The sequence below is a fragment of the Acidovorax sp. sic0104 genome, assembly GCF_019219095.1.
Classification (GTDB): Bacteria; Pseudomonadota; Gammaproteobacteria; order Burkholderiales; family Burkholderiaceae_C; genus Acidovorax.
Window position 1 is genome coordinate 88327 of record NZ_JAHUWH010000014.1, and the last position, 17277, is coordinate 105603.

Sequence of the window (17277 nt, forward strand, 5' to 3'; positions counted from 1 at the left end):
CGCAACCCGCGCAAGCCGTCCCGAACCGGGGCCGTCCCCACCACGTCCGGCCTTCAGCGGCGGCGCGGCATGTCCTACAGGCTCAGCCCCAGCTTGCCTACGCCCGTGGCGCGGAGCGGGATGGATAGTTCAGTCACAGGTCGAGTCCATCAGCACCCGCTGCTGGGCTGCAAGGCCTGAATCCACAGCACAAAGGACTCTTGCCATGAAAATCCGTCACATCCTCCTTGCGACCACTTGCACTGCAGCCCTTGCCCTGGGTGGTTGCGCTTCCAACCCCACCAATGCCCAGGTCGGCACCGGTGTAGGCGCCGTGGTCGGCGGTGTGGCCGGCAACGCCATCTTCGGCGGCCCCGTGGGGACCATCGGCGGTGCCGCAGCCGGCGCTCTGGTGGGCCATGAGATCGGTGAAGACCGCGACCAGCGCCGCCCCTATCGCCGCTGATCAGCCGCCACCTGTTGCCAGCTTATTGCCAACCAGCCTCCCACGCACCTTGCGGCGTGGTGGCCAAAAAAAACTCCTGCCGCTCGTTCACGGGCGCCAGGAGTTTTGTCTTGGGGGGGCCACCCGGGCGAGGCCTCAAGCCGCCTTGGCAGCGCGGCCTGCGCGCCAGGCGCCAAAGATCGCGATGAGTCCGGGGATGAAGATCATGGCCCAGATGATCTTGTCCAGGTTTTCCTTCACCCATGCAAAGTTGCCGAAGAAGTAGCCCGCAGTGCAGATGCCCAGCACCCACAGCAGCGCGCCGCCGACGTTGAACGCCGTGAACTTTGCGCGGCCCATCTCGGCCACGCCCGCCACGAAAGGCGCGAACGTGCGGATGAACGGCATGAAGCGCGCCAGGATGATGGTGATGCCACCGTAGCGCTCGTAAAAATCATGCGCCTGATTGAACGCGCGGCGGTTGAACCAGCGCGAGTCTTCCCACTGAAACACCTTGGGCCCGAAATACCGCCCGATCGAGTAATTGCACTGGTCCCCCAGAATGGCCGCGGCGATCAGCACGACGCAGGCGATGGGAAAGCTCATCATCCCCGCCCCGCACAGCGCTCCGACGATGAAGAGCAGCGAGTCGCCCGGCAGGAAGGGCATGACCACCACGCCCGTTTCCACGAAGACGATCAGGAACAGCAGCGCGTACACCCAGGGGCCGTAGGCCTGCACGAACGCTTCAAGGTACTTGTCCACGTGCAGGATGAAGTCGATGAGAAAGGTGACAAGTTCCATGGGCTGGTGTTGGCAAAAAAGCAGCGGGCATTATCCCCACCCCGCCGCGATGCCCCGCAAAGCCCCTGCGCGGGCCCGGCACTCATAAAATCCACTTGGTGAACGACACCACCGCCCCTATCGCAGCCGCCGTGCCGGCCGACGCGCCCCCATCCCCTCGCCGCCCCATCCGCGACCTGCCCGACGAGCTGATCAGCCAGATCGCCGCGGGCGAGGTGGTCGAGCGCCCCGCGTCGGTGGTGCGCGAGCTGGTGGACAACGCGCTCGATGCGGGTGCTTCGCAGATCACCGTGCGGCTGTCCGCCGGTGGCGTGCGCCTGATCACGGTGGAAGACGACGGCGGCGGCATACCGCACGAGGAACTGCCCGTGGCGCTGCGCCGCCATGCGACGAGCAAGATCACCAACCTGAACGACCTGGAGACCGTGGCCACGATGGGCTTTCGGGGCGAGGCGCTCGCGGCCATTGCGTCCGTCTCGGAGATGGCGCTGCTGTCGCGGCCGGCCGCTCAATCCAGCGCCTTCCTGCTGGATGCCCGCAGCGGCGAGCTGCGGCCCGCTGCGCGTGCCACCGGCACCACGGTGGAAGTCAAGGAACTCTTCTTTTCCACACCCGCGCGCCGCAAGTTCCTGAAGACCGACGCTACCGAGCTTGCGCACTGCATCGAATCCGTGCGCCGCCACGCACTGGCCCGGCCCGACGTGGGCTTTGCCATCTGGCACGAAGGCAAGCTGGTGGAGCAGTGGCGCGCCACCTTCGTGCCGGGCCAGGGCGCGGCCGACGGCCTGCAGGACGCACTGGCGCGCCGCCTGTCGGACGTGCTCGGCGAGGACTTCGTCGCGCAGTCCGTCGCCGTGCAGCACCGCGTGGGCCCGGTGGTCGTGACCGGCCGCGCCGGCCTGCCGGACGCCGCGCGCTCGCGCGCCGACCACCAGTACTGCTACGTCAACGGGCGCTTCGTGCGCGACAAGGTGCTGACCCACGCCGCGCGCAGCGCCTATGAAGACGTGCTGCACGGCCACAAGCAGCCCGTGTATGCGCTGTATGTGGAGATCGACCCCGCCCGCGTGGATGTGAACGTGCACCCCACCAAGATCGAGGTGCGCTTTCGCGACAGCCGCGAAGTGCACCAGGCCGTGCGCCACGCGGTCGAAAACGCCCTGGCCGCACCACGTGCCGCAGCGCTGGCGGCAGCAACAGCCGCCGCGTCTGCCGAGGGCGGTGCCAGCCCCACGGGCGACAACGCGCCGGGATTCCCATCAAAACAGGCGCCAGGGCGCACCTGGCAAGCGCAGTCTGCTATCAGATTTGAAGAACGCGGCCACCAGGTGGCCGACCTTCAGGCACTATGGGGGCCCCGCAAGGACCCCGCTGCTCCAGGCGCAGCCGCAGGCCCGGCCCCGTGGCAAGCCGCGCAGCCGCAGTCGCAGCAAGGGCAAGAAGGGCCCGCTGGCAACGCCGCCGAGGTGCCGCCATGGGACTCGCCGGGAGCGGCAGCCCCCCTTGCCGCCGCACCGGGCCTTTCAGCAGACACCAGCGCCATGGCCCACGCCGGCAGCACACCGGCCACCCGCAGCGATGCCACCTGGCCCCTGGGCCGTGCCGTGGCGCAACTGCACGGCGTGTACATCCTGGCCGAGAACGCGCAGGGCATGATCATCGTGGACATGCACGCCGCACACGAGCGCATCGTGTACGAACGCCTGAAGGCCCAGGTGGACAGCGGGGCGCGCATCGCGAGCCAGCCGCTCCTGATCCCCGCCACCTTCGCCGCCACGGCCGAAGAGGTCGCCACCGCCGAGGAGTCCACCGACGTGCTGGCGCTGCTGGGGCTGGAGGTGGTGCCGTTCTCGCCCAAGACCCTGGCCGTGCGCGCCGTGCCCACCACGCTGGCCACGGCATCGGGCTTCGGCGATCCGGTGGAGCTGGCCCGCAGCGTGCTGGCCGAACTGGCCGCGCACGACGCCACCACGGTGGTGCAACGCGCCCGCAACGAGATCCTGGGCACCATGGCCTGCCACGGCGCGGTGCGGGCCAACCGGCGCCTGACCATCGACGAGATGAACGCGCTGCTGCGCCAGATGGAGACCACCGACCGCAGCGACCAGTGCAACCACGGACGCCCCACCTGGCGGCAGCTGTCGATGAAAGAGCTGGACGCGCTGTTCCTGCGGGGCAGGTAGCGCGCCAGGCCCGCCTGCCCGGCATCTCTCGTGGCCGCCGGCTATCAACCCCCTTCGCATAGCCAGATTCCTTCCAGCCAAATGCAATCCTCACAGCTTCGTACACATCCCCTCGCGCCCGCCCTGCTGGCGACTCTGTGCATGGCCGTTCCTTGCGCCCACGCGGGGCGCCCGCTCACCGTGGACGACGCGGGCGTGGACGAGGTGGGCCAGGGCCATGTCGAAGTCTGGTGGGAAGGCCTGCGCGGACAGCGGGGCAGCCTGTACGCAGCGCCCGCCTTCACGCCCGTCGAAGGCCTGGAGCTGGGCGCCTTGCTCGCGCGCGATGTGGGAGAGCGCCACACGCTGCAGGGCGTGCAGGCCAAGTGGCTGTGGAGCCCCGCGCAGGCAGACGGCTGCAACGCGGCCACGTCAGCCGGCATCACGCACCGCAGGCTGCCGCAGGGCCACAGCGGCGGCAGCGTGGTGGCGCTGAACATGATCGGCACCTGCGCGGCGCCGTGGGGTGTGGCCAATGCCAACCTGGGGGCGCTGCGCGAGCGCGGACAGCCGTGGCGCGGCACCTGGGGAGTGTCCCTGGAGCGCAACTGGGGCGCGGTGACGCCGCATGTGGAGGCCTTCGGCGTCCAGCACGGCGCGCCCGTCTTCCAGGCCGGTGCGCGGTGGGAATGGGCGCCAGACCGGCAGGTGGACGCCACCGTGGGCCGCCAGCAGGGCCGCACGCTGCTGAGCGTGGGGTTCGCCTTCGGTTTCTGACCGGCGCGGGGCATATGGCCCGCTGCACCTTTGGCTGGCGTTAAGCCACAAAGTTGCCGTTGGCGGCACAATCGCGCGCCTTGCTGCACGCACACGCCGCCATGATCGCCCTCGACCCCCACTCCATCGCACAAACCACTCCCACGGGCGAGGCCATCGCGCGTGCCGTGGAATCCGGCTGGCTGCTGGGCCCCGTGGCGCACTGCGTATTGCTGCGGCGCGGCTTCAACCAGGTGTACGAGCTGCGCCTTGCCAGCGGGCAGCACGCCATCGCGCGGCTGAGCGCCGAACGGCCGCGCGGCGAGCCCAACATCGCCTACGAAACCGCCTTGCTCACCCACTTGCGCGCGCACGGCATTCCGGTTGCAGCGCCGCTGCCCGCGGCAGATGGCTCATTCGGCGCGAGCTTGGCGCTGCCCGAAGGGCCCCGCGCGCTGGTGCTGTTCGACTTTCTGCCGGGCGACCCTCCCGGCGAGTCGCTGGCGGACATCGAGGCCACGGGCCGGGGGCTCGCGCAGTTGCACGCTGCGGCGCAAAGCTACCAGGGGCCCGAAAGCATCTACACACTGGATGTGCCGCAGCTGCTGGGCGCATCGCTGCAGCGCATGCTGGCCGCGCCCACCGTCGATGACGCCCTGCGGCGCGAGTTCTCGGACCTGGCCGAGGTTTTGCGCGCACGCCTTGCGGCCCTGCCGCCCCTCACGCGCGTGCATTGCCATGGCGACTGCCACGGCAGCAACAACTTCATGGCCGACGGACCGGAAGGAGCCGGACACCACCGGGTGGCGGCGTTCTTCGATTTCGACGACGCAGGCCCGGGCCTGCTGGCGTATGAACTGGCCGTGTACCTGTGGGTGCTTCTGCCACGCAGCCCCGAGACGCCCGCCACGCCTGCCGTGCTGGAGCGGTGGCAGCACTATCTGGCCGGCTACACCAGCGTGCGCGCGGTGCCGCCTGCGGACATGGCGGCCGTCGCCCTCTGCCTGGCGCTGCGGCAGTTCTGGTTGATGGGTGAATATGCCGGCCGCATCCCCGTCTGGGGCACACAGGCCATGCCCACGCACTGGCTGCGAAAGCAGCCCGCGCTCATGCGCGCCTGGATGGACCTGCCCCCTGCCGACCGGTTGCAGTCGGCACACGAACCTGCCCAGGCTGCAACCGCAGCAACATGACGGCGCTGCTTCGCCCCACGCCCACCCCTCGCCGCCAAAAAATCAAAAGCCCGCAGTCGCGGGCCTTTGACTTGGCGGCTGGGCACGGCCTTGCGAAGCCGTGCCCCTCCAGATCGGCAGCTCAGTTGTCCCGCGCCGCCTTGGCGGTGTCCGGGAAGTCGCTGAACACGCCGTCCACACCCAGGTTGTAGAACAGCTTGTACTCGGCCTTGGGGTCGCCCTTGAAGTCCGACGCCAGGCGCTTGGCCTCGCTGCGGAAGGTGTAGGGGTGGACCATCAGGCCGACGGCGTGGGCATTCTTCACCACATCGGTCGGGGCCATCATCACGCGGTCGCGCTCGTCGATCACGCCGTCGCCATTGAGGTCGTCGGCCTTGCCGTCCTTGTTGGCGTCCACCTGTTTGGAAGGGATCAGGTACGGCTTCCAGGGGCCGATGCCGTCGGCGTAGGTCTTGACTTCCTTGAGGCCGTCGGCGGTGAGCAGGCTCGCGAAGGTGCGCTTGTCGCCCGCCACGGCGAAGTCATACGGCTTGTCGTACGGCGCTGTCAGGTCCATGCTGCCGTCGGGGTTCACGTCGTTCGCGTCCACCAGCTGCACCAGGCGGATCTGCGTCTTGGTGCGCAGGTACTTGAGGTTAGACACTTCGAAGGACTGCACGATCACCGGCGAGGCCTTGGTGGTGTAGCCGTACTTGGCCAGCACGGCCAGCAGGCGGTCTTCCAGCGCCAGGCCCAGATTGACGTGGTAGGTGGGGTGCTTGGTCTCGGGGTAGACACCCACGGTGCGCCCGGCCTTGGCGCCTTCATTCTTGGCCAGGTCCAGCACTTCCTCGAGCGTGGGGATCTGGTACTTGCCGTTGTGCGACTGGTCGCGGTCGGACAGGGGCTGGATGGCGCGCAGCGTCTTGATCTCGGCCAGGGTGAAGTCCGAGACGAACCAGCCTTCTTCCTGCACGCCGTCCACCATTTTCTTGGTCTTGCGGCTGGCGAACTCTGGCCGGGTGGACACGTCGGTGGTGCCGGTGATGTTGGGTTCGTGGCGGGCCACGAGCACGCCGTCCTTGGTGGCGACCAGGTCGGGCTCGATGAAGTCGGCGCCCATGTCGATGGCGCGCTTGTAGCCTTCGAGCGTGTGGTCAGGCAGGTAGCCGGCGGCGCCGCGGTGGCCGATCACCAGCGGCCTGTCACCGCTCAGTGTGGGGTAGGGGTTGTCGTTGTCCCCGCCGCAAGCCGCCAGCATGGCCACCAGGGCCAGCGCTCCCAATTTCGCACCAGAAATGTGCATGGTCTTCTCCTCGTCGTGTTGTAGAACGTGTTTAAAACCGCCGAACTGTGGGCTTGCCTTGTGACAAGGCCGTGACGCCCGTCTTGCCAAACGATGACGACCCGCAGTCGCCATCAAATGCACCAATTTGTGGCAAATCCCTGCCACATTCCCCACCATTGTGCATAGCCTTGCGCATGAACGTATAACTTTTGAACATAATCCGCGCTGAACCTTTTTTGCAGCGCGCTTGGCTGCTCATCTTTTACGCACAAATCTGGAGAACCATGAAATACGAGTCCGCAGGCAGCTTCCTGTCCCATGTCGCCCAACGCAATCCGGGTCAGCCCGAATTCCTGCAGGCCGTCACCGAAGTCATGGAGAGCCTGTGGCCTTTCATTGCCGAGCACCCGCGCTACGCCGAACACGGCCTGCTGGAGCGGCTGGTGGAGCCTGAGCGCATCGTGATGTTCCGCGTGTCGTGGGTGGACGACCACGGTACGGTGCAGGTCAACCGGGGCTACCGCATCCAGCACAGCATGGCCATCGGGCCGTACAAGGGCGGCTTGCGGTTCCACCCCTCCGTGAACCTGTCGGTGCTCAAGTTCCTGGCGTTCGAGCAGACCTTCAAGAACGCCCTGACCACGTTGCCCATGGGTGGCGGCAAGGGCGGCTCCGACTTCGACCCCAAGGGCAAGAGCCCCGGTGAAGTGATGCGTTTCTGCCAGGCCTTCGTCTGCGAGCTGTTCCGCCACGTAGGTGCCGACACCGATGTGCCGGCCGGCGACATCGGCGTGGGCGGCCGTGAGGTGGGGTTCATGGCGGGCATGATGAAGAAGCTCTCCAACCGGGCGGACTGCGTGTTCACCGGCAAGGGCCTGTCGTTCGGCGGCTCGCTGATCCGCCCCGAGGCCACGGGCTACGGCACCGTGTACTTCGCGCAGGAGATGCTCAAGCAGCAGGGCCGCTCGTTCGACGGCCTGCGCGTGTCCGTCTCGGGTTCGGGCAATGTGGCGCAGTACGCGGTGGAAAAGGCCCTGGAGCTGGGCGCCAAGGTGATCACCGTGTCGGACTCCAGCGGCACCATCGTCGACAAGGAAGGCTTCACGCCCGAGAAGCTGGCCGTCCTGATGGACGTGAAAAACCACCGCTACGGCCGCGTGAGCGACTATGCCGAGCGCACGGGCCTGCAGTTCGAAGCCGGCGTGCGCCCCTGGCACATCCCCGTGGACGTGGCCCTGCCCTGCGCCACGCAGAATGAACTGGACGCCAGCGACGCCGCCACCCTCATCCGCAATGGCGTCGTCTGCGTGGCCGAGGGCGCCAACATGCCCTCGACCATCGACGCCGCCAAGGCCTTCGAGGCCGCCGGCGTGCTGTACGCCCCGGGCAAGGCCAGCAATGCTGGCGGCGTGGCGACGTCGGGCCTGGAGATGAGCCAGAACGCGGCCCGCCTGTCGTGGCCGCGCGAAGAGGTCGACGCCCGCCTGCTGCAGATCATGCAGGGCATCCACGCCGCCTGCCTGCGCTACGGCAAGCACGCCGACGGCCGCGTGAGCTATGTGGACGGCGCCAACATCGCGGGCTTCGTGAAGGTGGCCGACGCCATGCTGGCGCAGGGCGTGGTGTAAGCCACCGCCAGACGCATCGCGCAAGCGATGACAAAGGGGAGAGTTGCGCGCCAATTGGCGGCTTCTCCAGGCAGATGGGCACAAACCCTGCTTGGCCGTGTCAGAACTTTCCGACACGATCGCAGTCAGTCCCTGTCATGAAACGCACCCCTCTCCTTGTCTCCCTGGCGCTGGCCATTGCCGTCTCGGCGGGCTGCGCCACCCTCGACGCCAAGCAGCGCGAATGGATCTTCCAGCCCAGCGACCGCAGTTGGGGCGGCGCGCAGTCCACCGACGACATGGCGGACGTGTGGATCGACTTCCAATCCCGGGACAGCGGCAAGGCCGAGAAGCTGCATGGCCTGTGGCTGCCCCACGACCGGGCGGATGCGCCGGTGCTGCTGTACCTGCACGGTGCCCGCTGGAACGTGGCGGGCTCGTCCGGCCGCATCCGGCGCATGCAGGAGCTGGGCTTCTCGGTGCTGGCCATCGACTACCGGGGCTTTGGCCGCAGCAGCGCGGGCCTTCCGTCCGAATCCACCGCCGCCGAGGACGCGCGCGCAGCCTGGAACTGGCTGGCAGAGCACCAGCCGGGCAAGCCCCGCTACATCTTCGGCCATTCGCTGGGCGGCGCCATCGCCATCGACCTCGCGCGCCAGGTCGATGATGAGCAGGGCACCATCGTGGAAGGCACCTTCACCAGTATTCCCGAGGTGGTCAGCACCTTCAAGTGGGGCTGGCTGCCGGTTTCCGCCCTGATCACCCAGCGTTTTGAATCGGTGCGCAAGGTCTCGGAGATCGGCTCGCCCCTTCTGGTGGTGCATGGCAGTGATGACAGCCTGATCCTGCCCAGCCTGGGGCGCAAGCTGTACGAGGCGGCTCAGGAGCCCAAGCAGTTCGTGCTGGTCGAGGGCGGCTCGCACCACAACACCAACTCGGTGGGACAAAGCCTGTACCGCGAGGCCATGGTCTCGCTGTTCAAGCTCAAGTAGGCTGGCCCGCCAGCGCATCGGCAAGGGCCGCTCGGCGCGACTCCAACCTGGCAGGCGCCGGGCCATCGGGCGCGGGCCGGGACGGCCCATCTGGTACCCTCAGACAGATATGTCTGCCCCCTCCGCCACCGCCGTGCCCACGGCTTCCAACACCACGGTTGCGCCTGGCCTGGCCATCCTGGTGCTGGCCCTGCTGCTGAGCATCCAGCCCGTCACCACCGACCTGTACCTGCCCGCGCTGCCGGCGCTCACACGCAGCCTGGGTGCGCCCATGGCGTCGGCCCAGCTCACGCTCAGCGGGCTGCTGCTGGCCTTCGGCTGCTCGCAGATGGTGTGGGGCCCCCTGTCCGATCGGTTCGGGCGGCGCCCGATCCTGCTGGCGGGCCTGGCGATCTACACCGTGGCATCGCTGGGCAGCGCGTTCGCGCCCAGCATGGCGCTGCTGATCCTGTGGCGCATTGCGCAGGGTGCCGCGATGGGCGCCGTGGTGATGTGCGCACGCGCCATCGTGCGCGACCTGTACACGCCGCTCGAGGGCGCCCGGGCCATGTCCAAGGCGCTGACCGGGCTGGGCATCGTGGCCTGCATCTGCGCACCCATGGGGGGGCTCCTCAGCGAATGGCTGGGCTGGCGTGCAGCGCTGCTGGCGCTTACCGTGTATGCGGTCGTCACGCTCGCCCTGGTGGCACTGCGCATGCCCGAGACGCTGGCACGCCGCAACCCGCAGGCACTGCAGCCCCGCGTGCTGGTCGGCACCTGGATGCAGGTGCTGCGCCACCCCACGTTCTGGGCGTTCTCGCTGCAGACCACGGCCACCTACAGCGGCCTGTTCACCTTTCTGGCGGCGTCCTCGTTCATCTACATCGACGTGCTGGGCCTCACCCGCACCCAGTACGGCTGGACGATGGCGTCCGCCTGCCTGGCCTACTTCGGCGGCACCTTCCTGTGCCGCAGCCTGCTGGGGCGCTTTGGCCTGCAGCGCACGGTGGCGATCGCCGGGGCCCTGAGCATCAGCGGCGGCACGCTGATGGCGCTGGTGGCGCACCTGGGCTGGCAGCAGCCCTGGGCGCTGACGCTGCCGTTCTATCTGTTCATGCTGGGCCACGGCATCCACCAGCCCTGCGGGCAAAGCGGTGCCGTGGGGCCGTTTCCGCAGGCTGCGGGGGTGGCGTCCGCGCTCAACGGTTTCATGATGATGCTGGCCGCCTTCGCCATTGGCGGCTGGCTGGGCGCGCGCCTGGACGGCACCGTGTGGCCATTGGTCAACGGCATCTGGTTCTGGTCGACGGTGCTTGCCGTGATCTCCTGGACGCTGGTACAGAAATTCGGAGCCCGCGCGTGAGCACGCCGCTGCAGCACCACCGCCTGCCCGCCATCGCCCTGGCAGGCCCCACCGCCTCCGGCAAGACGGCCGGGGCGCTGGCGCTGGCCACCGTGCTGGGCCGGCAGGGCCTGCCGGTGGAGATCATCAGCGTGGACTCCGCCCTGGTCTACCGCGGCATGGACATCGGCACCGCCAAGCCCACGCCCGAGGAACGCGCCGCGGTGCCGCACCACCTCATCGACATCCGCGACCCGCTGCAGGCCTACAGCGCCGCCGAATTCGTGCAGGACGCCACGCGGCTCATGGCCGACATCCGCGCACGGGGCGCGCTGCCGCTGCTGGTGGGGGGCACCATGCTGTACTTCAAGGCGCTGTTCGATGGCATCGACGACATGCCGCCCGCCGACCCCGCCGTGCGCGCACGCATCGAAGCCCGGGCCGCCGAGTATGGCTGGCCTGCGCTGCATGCAGAACTGGCCCTGGCAGACCCCGTCACGGCCGCACGCCTGGCGCCGGGCGACAGCCAGCGCATCCAGCGCGCGCTGGAGGTGTGGCATCTCTCCGGCCAGCCGCTGTCGAGCTTTCACACTACAAAAAAAGGAGCTGGCGGCGCCCTGCCAGCGGGCGATAGCGCCCTTTATTCATTGGAACCCAACGACAGGGCATGGCTGCACGGGCGCATCGCCCAGCGCTTTGACGCCATGCTCTCCGGCGGTCTGGTCGAAGAGGTGCAGGCCCTGCGCGCGCGCGGCGACCTGCACCCGGACCTGCCCTCGATGCGCTGTGTCGGCTACCGCCAGGTGTGGGACGAACTCGACTTTCAGGCCGCACGCGGGCAGGGTGCACCGCTGAATCTGGCCCACCTGCGCGAGCGCGGCATTGCCGCCACGCGCCAGCTCGCCAAGCGCCAGATCACCTGGCTGCGCAGCATGCCGCAGCGCCACGCCATCGCCTGCGACCAGCCAGACGCCGTGGCCGCCCTGGTGCAGGCCGTGCTGCAGCGGCTGGGGCAGCACACGGCATGACGCAGGCGGCCAGCCACGCACCGCAGGCCGCAGCCGCCGGTCTGCGCGTCGAGCAACTGGGCAAGCACTATGGCGACGTGCAGGTGTTCGCCCAGGTCGATTTCAGCGTGGCGCCCGGCGAATTCGTGGCCATCGTGGGGGACTCGGGCGTGGGCAAATCCACGCTGCTCAATTGCCTGGCGGGGCTGGACACCTGGGACGCCGGCCGCATCGCGCACGGCAGCACGGACCTGGGCCCGCTCGACGGCACCCAGCGCGCGCTGTGGCGCCGCGCGCATGTGGGCTTCGTCTTTCAGGCCTTCCACGTGCTGCCGCATCTGGACGTGGCGCAGAACATCGCACTTCCGCTGATGCTGCTCTCTCGCCCCGACGCGGCCCGCGTCCGGCACATGCTCGATGCGGTCGGCCTGGCCGAGCTGGGCAGCCGGCTGCCGCAGCAGCTCAGCGGCGGCCAGCTGCAGCGCGTGGCCATCGCCCGCGCGCTCGTCCACCGTCCCGCCCTGCTGCTGGCCGACGAACCCACCGGCAACCTCGATCCCACCACCGCAGCCCGCGTGATGGACCTGCTGCTGGCGCAGACGCGCGAGCACGGGGCCTCGCTGGTGCTGGTCACGCACTCGGATGCGGCGGCTGCACGGGCCGACCGGGTGCTGCATCTCACGGCGCAAGGGATTGCGGTGCGCTGACCAGGCCTGGCCCATGCTTGCGCTGCTTCGCACCTTCTCCTGGCAGGAACTGCGCCACCATCCCTGGCGCAGCGCAGCCGCCGTGGCGGCGGTGATGTTGGGTGTCGCTCTCGGGTTTGCGGTGCATGTGATCAACGCGTCGGCGCTGGATGAGTTTGCGCAGGCCGTGCGCTCCGTCAATGGCCAGCCCGACCTGGAACTGCGCGCCGCGCAGGGCGCGCTGCCCGAGTCGCTCTACGCCACCGTGGCCGCGCACCCCCAGGTGGCGCTGGCCAGCCCGTGGCTGGAGCTGACCGCCCAGGCCAGCGCTGCGGTGTCCGCAGACGCCGCGCAGCCCGGTGCGCGCGTGGCCCTGCGCGTGGCGGGTGTGGATGCGCTCGTGTTGCCCGCCATGGCCCCTTCGCTCATGCCGCGTGCATTCGACGTCGCCGATCGCCTGGCCATGCTGGCACCGGGGCAGGTGTTCCTCAACGCGGCGGCGTTGCAGGCGCTGCGGCTGGCAGGCGACGGCAGCGGGCCCTTGGCCGATCTGCGCCTGCAGTACGGCCTGCAGGCGCTCACCGTACAGGTGGCCGGTACCGTGGCCGCCGGGGGCGCACCGCTGGCGGTGATGGACATCGCCGCGGCGCAGGACCTGTTCGGGCGCGGCGGCCAGCTCAGCCGCATCGACCTGCAGCTGCGCCCTGGCGCCGTGCGTGCCACGGTGGAGCACGAACTGCAGGCGCTGCCCGGCTGGCCGCGCGGCGTGCGCATGAGCGAGCCCGGCGACGCCGCGCAGCGCGTGAGCAACCTCTCGCGCGCCTACCGCGTCAACCTCACCGTGCTGGCGCTGGTGGCGCTGTTCACGGGCGCCTTCCTCGTCTTCTCCGTACTCGCGCTCAGCGTGGCGCAGCGCGCGCCGCAGTTCGCCCTGCTGGCCGTGCTGGGCGCCACGCCGCACCAGCGACTGGCACTGGTGCTGATGGAGTCCGCCGCGCTCGGGCTGCTGGGCAGCGTGGCCGGCATTGCGCTGGGCACGGGCCTGGCAGCGCTGGCGCTGCAGGTGCTGGGCGGCGACCTGGGCGGCGGCTACTTTGCGGGCGTGCAGCCCGGCCTGCAGTGGAGCGCAGCCGCCGCAGCGGTCTACGGTGCCCTGGGCGTGGCCGCCGCGCTGGTGGGGGGCTGGTGGCCCGCACGCCAGGCCCAGCGCCTTGCGCCCGCGCAGACGCTCAAGGGGCTGGGCACCCACGGCGGGCGCCAGCGAGGCGGCATCGCCGGTATTGTTTTGATAGCTACCAGCGCTTTACTGGCAAGCGCTCCACCGGTTTTTGGCATACCGCTGGCCGCCTATGTCGCCGTGGGCATGCTGCTGGTGGGCGGCATTGCGCTGTTGCCCTGGGCCGTGCAAGCGCTGCTGCATGCGGTGCAGCCGCTGGCCGCGCGGCATGGCGCAGCCACTTCGCCGCTGCCCCTGCTGGCCGTGGAGCGCGCCCGCCGCATGCATGGCACGGCCGCTGTGGCCGTGGGCGGCGTGGTGGCATCGCTCAGCCTGGCCGTGGCCCTGACGGTGATGGTGGCCAGCTTTCGCGGCTCGGTCGTCCAGTGGCTGGACGCCGTGCTGCCCGCTCCGCTGTACGTGCGCCTGGCCGGCAACGCCGCGGCCGACGACGCTGCCGCCTTGCCCGCCGGCTTTGCCGACCGCGTGGCGCAGCTGCCCGGCGTGGAGCGGGTGCAGACCCTGCGCACCAGCAGCCTGCTGCTCGACCCGGCACGCCCCGCCGTGGCGCTGATCGCCAGGCCCCTGGCGGGCGGCCCGGCGCAGGCCCTGCCCCTGGTCGGCAACCCCGTGCCCGTGCCGCCCGGCCGCGTGGGCGTGTACGTGAGCGAGGCGGTGGCCGAGCTGTACGGCGCGCGCCCCGGCGCCGACTGGCCTGCGCTTGCCGAATCCTTTGGGTCGCTGACGCAATCAGGACAAGCGCAGGCAGCTACATTTTTCGTAGCAGGCGTGTGGCGCGACTATGTGCGCCAGTTCGGCGCGGTGGCAATGGACAGCGCGGACTTCGTGCGCCTGACGGGCGATGCGCGCACCAGCGACCTGGCGCTGTGGCTGCGCGAGGGCGCCGACGAAGCAGCGCTGCGCGAGTCCATCGCCGCCCTGGCCCGGTCGGCCTCGCCCGGGGCGGCGCCGGGCGGCAGCGCGCTTGAATTCACCTCCGCCGCCAGCATCCGCGCCCGCTCGCTGGCCATCTTCGACCGCAGCTTCGCCGTCACCTACTGGCTGCAGGCCGTGGCCATCGGCATCGGGCTGTTCGGCGTGGCCGCCAGCTTCAGCGCCCAGGTGCTGGCCCGCCGCAAGGAGTTCGGCCTGCTGGCCCACCTGGGCCTGACCCGCAGGCAGATCCTCACCGTGGTGGCCAGCGAAGGTGCGGCATGGACGGCGGTCGGCGCCGCAGCAGGCACCGTGCTGGGGCTGGCGGTCTCGGTCGTGCTGGTGCACGTGGTCAACCCGCAGAGCTTTCACTGGACCATGGACCTGCAGGTGCCGGTGGCTCGGCTGCTGGCACTGGCTGCCGCCGTGGTGGCCGCAGGCACGGTGACGGCGTGGCTGGCCGGGCGCGCTGCGGCCGGGCGGGATGCGGTGATGGCGGTGAAGGAGGATTGGTAGGCGCACAGCCTGTGCACGAACAAGCGTTCCCGCATAGACAGCCGTCAATAGGCCAGCTGCACGACAATCCTCCCATGACCCTTCCGACCCCCTGGCTCCACGAAGCCATCGCCCGCATCGAAGCCGACTACCAGCGCAGTGCCGACACGCACCTGATCCCCCTGCCCCTGCCGGGCTACGCCGAGCACGGCATCGACCTGTACCTCAAGGACGAATCGACCCACCCCACGGGCAGCCTCAAGCATCGGCTGGCGCGGTCGCTGTTTCTGTACGCGCTGTGCAACGGCTGGGTGCATGAGGGCTCGACCATCGTGGAGGCCTCCAGCGGCTCCACGGCGGTGAGCGAGGCCTACTTCGCGCGGCTGCTCGGGCTGCCTTTCGTGGCGGTGATGCCGCGCAGCACCTCGGCCGAGAAGATCGCGCTGATCGAGTTCTACGGCGGGCGCTGCCACTTCGTGGACAGCGCGGGCGAGGTGTACGACGCGGCGCGCAGCATCGCGGCCGACACGGGCGGGCACTACATGGACCAGTTCACGTATGCCGAGCGCGCCACCGACTGGCGCGGCAACAACAACATCGCCGAGAGCATGTTCTCGCAGATGCAGCGCGAGCGGCACCCGGTGCCGCGCTGGATCGTGGTGGGCGCGGGCACTGGGGGCACCAGCGCCACCATCGGCCGCTATGTGCGCTACCAGCAGCACGCATCGCAGGTGTGCGTTGCTGACCCTGCGGGCTCGGTGTTCAGCGCCTACCACCGATCGGGCGATGCCACGCTGACCGCGCCGGGCTCGCGCATCGAGGGCATCGGCCGGCCGCGCGTGGAGGCCAGCTTCATCCGCACGCTGGTGGACCGCATGATCGACGTGAGCGATGCGGAATCGGTGAGCGCGATGCAGGCGCTGTCGCAGTTGCTGGGCCGCCGCGTGGGGCCATCCACGGGGACCAACTTTGTCGCGATGCTCACGCTGGCGGGCGAGATGCGCGAGCGCGGCGAGCAGGGCTCCATCCTCTCGCTGCTGTGCGATGCGGGCGAGCGCTATCTGCCCACCTACTTCGACACGCACTGGGTGGACGAGCGCTTTGGCGACTGCTCGTCCGCGCAGCAGCGCATCCATGCGCTGATTGGCTAGGCCCGCGCAGGCACGAACCCATCGAACCGGCATGGACCACACCACCGCACCCCACGGCGTTCCGGGCGCGTTGACGCGGCGGCGCTGGCTGGCGCTGGGCAGCGGCGTCCCCATGGTGGTGGCGGGCTGGGGATGGGGCGCACGGCCGGCCCACGCCCTGCCCCCGCGCACGCTCGCGTTCCCGCGCGACCACGGCAGCCACCCCGATCTGCGCACCGAGTGGTGGTACATCACCGGCCACGCGAGGGCCGAGGGGCGGTTGTGGGGTTTCCAGGTCACGTTCTTTCGTTCGCGGGTGGAAGCGACGCAAAGCATGCAGTCGAAGTTTGCAGCCAGGCAGCTGGTGTTTGCGCACGCGGCGTTGACGGATGTGCAGGGTCGGCACCTGCACCACGACCAGCGCATTGCGCGCACGGGCTTCGGCATCGCCGAAGCAGCCCAGGGTGACACGGCCGTGCACCTGCGTGACTGGCACCTGGTGCGCACCGCCGCCGATGCGCCTGGCAACAGCCGCTACACCGCGCAGGTGCAGGGTGGCGGCTTCGCGCTGGACCTGCGCTTTGACAGCACGCAGCCCGTGCTGCTGCAGGGCCGCGAGGGCCTGTCGCGCAAGGGGCCGGACCCGGCACAGGCCAGCTACTACTACAGCCAGCCGCAGTTGGCCGTGTCGGGCTTGCTGACGCTGGGCGGGCGCCGCATGGCGGTGCAAGAGAACAGCGGCCGCGCATGGATGGATCACGAGTGGAGCGAAGCGCTGATGCATCCGGACGCCGTGGGCTGGGACTGGATCGGCATGAATCTGGACGATGGCCGCGCGCTCACGGCCTTTCACCTGCGCCGGCAGGACGGCAGCACTTTGTGGGCCGGTGGCTCCGTGCGCGCGGCGGGCCAGCACACCCCCGAGGTCTTCGCACACGATGCCGTCACTTTCACGCCCACCCGCCACTGGACCAGCGGGCGCAGCGGTGCGCGCTACCCGGTGGATTGGAGGGTGCAGACGCCCGGGGGCACGTTCAGCGTGCACGCGCTGCTGGACGATCAGGAGCTGGACAGCCAGGGCTCGACCGGCGCGATCTACTGGGAGGGCCTGAGCGAGTTGCGCGACGCCGCCGGCCGCGCGGTGGGCCGGGGCTACCTGGAGATGACGGGGTATGCAAAGCGGCTGCGGCTGGGCTGAGGCCACCCGCAGCTGCAGTCAAGTTTGATAGCTGTCAGCGCTTTACAGCAAAGCCTTTCAAGCAAATTTCAACCTGAAATCCGCCT

At 69.5% G+C, this 17277-nt stretch carries 14 protein-coding genes; 12 read left to right on the top strand and 2 right to left on the bottom strand.

The genetic code is table 11. The features are described 5' to 3' along the window. Nucleotides 1–205: 205 nt before the first annotated feature. The gene (locus KW835_RS20255) at nucleotides 206–445 is read left to right on the top strand and encodes a glycine zipper 2TM domain-containing protein (RefSeq protein ID WP_218385759.1); all 240 of its coding nucleotides are present in this window, start codon (nucleotides 206–208) and stop codon (nucleotides 443–445) included. A 135-nt stretch (nucleotides 446–580) separates the two neighbouring features. Here the strand turns inward: KW835_RS20255 and KW835_RS20260 are convergent, their stop codons facing one another. Beyond that, nucleotides 581–1228 carry a DedA family protein gene (locus tag KW835_RS20260; protein WP_218385761.1) on the bottom strand — a complete coding sequence of 216 codons (648 nt, stop codon included), beginning with the start codon at nucleotides 1226–1228 and terminating at the stop codon, nucleotides 581–583. A gap of 98 nt (nucleotides 1229–1326) precedes the next feature. On the opposite strand from KW835_RS20260, the gene mutL reads away from it, so the two are divergent. From mutL to KW835_RS20275, 3 genes are all read left to right on the top strand, one after another. Beyond that, nucleotides 1327–3411, top strand: a complete 2085-nt coding sequence (gene mutL, locus KW835_RS20265) for a DNA mismatch repair endonuclease MutL (protein ID WP_218385763.1) — start codon at nucleotides 1327–1329, stop codon at nucleotides 3409–3411. A 141-nt stretch (nucleotides 3412–3552) separates the two neighbouring features. Beyond that, nucleotides 3553–4167, top strand: a complete 615-nt coding sequence (locus KW835_RS20270; RefSeq protein ID WP_218385764.1) for a hypothetical protein — start codon at nucleotides 3553–3555, stop codon at nucleotides 4165–4167. Between the two features lie 101 nt (nucleotides 4168–4268). After that, the gene (locus KW835_RS20275; protein WP_218385766.1) at nucleotides 4269–5339 is read left to right on the top strand and encodes a phosphotransferase enzyme family protein; all 1071 of its coding nucleotides are present in this window, start codon (nucleotides 4269–4271) and stop codon (nucleotides 5337–5339) included. Nucleotides 5340–5460: 121 nt separating this feature from the next. On the opposite strand, the gene KW835_RS20280 is transcribed toward KW835_RS20275, so the two are convergent. After that, nucleotides 5461–6624 (bottom strand): glycerophosphodiester phosphodiesterase, encoded by a 1164-nt coding sequence (locus KW835_RS20280; protein ID WP_218385768.1) that lies wholly within the window; start codon nucleotides 6622–6624, stop codon nucleotides 5461–5463. A gap of 266 nt (nucleotides 6625–6890) precedes the next feature. Here KW835_RS20280 and gdhA point away from each other — a divergent pair, with 266 nt between their 5' ends. The 8 genes from gdhA to KW835_RS20320 all read left to right on the top strand — a co-directional run bounded on the left by gdhA (nucleotide 6891) and on the right by KW835_RS20320 (nucleotide 17191). Next, the gene (gene gdhA, locus KW835_RS20285; RefSeq protein WP_218385770.1) at nucleotides 6891–8234 is read left to right on the top strand and encodes an NADP-specific glutamate dehydrogenase; all 1344 of its coding nucleotides are present in this window, start codon (nucleotides 6891–6893) and stop codon (nucleotides 8232–8234) included. Between the two features lie 137 nt (nucleotides 8235–8371). Further along, nucleotides 8372–9205 carry an alpha/beta hydrolase gene (locus tag KW835_RS20290; protein WP_218385777.1) on the top strand — a complete coding sequence of 278 codons (834 nt, stop codon included), beginning with the start codon at nucleotides 8372–8374 and terminating at the stop codon, nucleotides 9203–9205. A gap of 109 nt (nucleotides 9206–9314) precedes the next feature. Next, nucleotides 9315–10547 (top strand): multidrug effflux MFS transporter, encoded by a 1233-nt coding sequence (locus KW835_RS20295; protein ID WP_218385779.1) that lies wholly within the window; start codon nucleotides 9315–9317, stop codon nucleotides 10545–10547. Next, complete coding sequence (gene miaA / locus KW835_RS20300) at nucleotides 10544–11554, top strand: tRNA (adenosine(37)-N6)-dimethylallyltransferase MiaA (RefSeq protein ID WP_339385452.1); 1011 nt, start codon at nucleotides 10544–10546, stop codon at nucleotides 11552–11554. Before KW835_RS20295 ends, miaA begins: the two co-directional genes overlap by 4 nt. Then, nucleotides 11551–12240 (top strand): ABC transporter ATP-binding protein, encoded by a 690-nt coding sequence (locus KW835_RS20305; RefSeq protein WP_218385781.1) that lies wholly within the window; start codon nucleotides 11551–11553, stop codon nucleotides 12238–12240. Before miaA ends, KW835_RS20305 begins: the two co-directional genes overlap by 4 nt. Nucleotides 12241–12253: 13 nt before the next feature. After that, entirely contained in the window at nucleotides 12254–14884 is a 2631-nt protein-coding gene (locus KW835_RS20310) for an FtsX-like permease family protein (protein ID WP_218385783.1), read from the top strand. A gap of 74 nt (nucleotides 14885–14958) precedes the next feature. After that, entirely contained in the window at nucleotides 14959–16014 is a 1056-nt protein-coding gene (locus KW835_RS20315; protein ID WP_218385785.1) for a PLP-dependent cysteine synthase family protein, read from the top strand. Between the two features lie 31 nt (nucleotides 16015–16045). After that, a complete protein-coding gene (locus KW835_RS20320) occupies nucleotides 16046–17191 on the top strand; it encodes a lipocalin-like domain-containing protein (RefSeq protein WP_370633662.1) in 1146 nt (381 codons plus the stop codon). The last annotated feature ends 86 nt before the right edge of the window (nucleotides 17192–17277 follow it).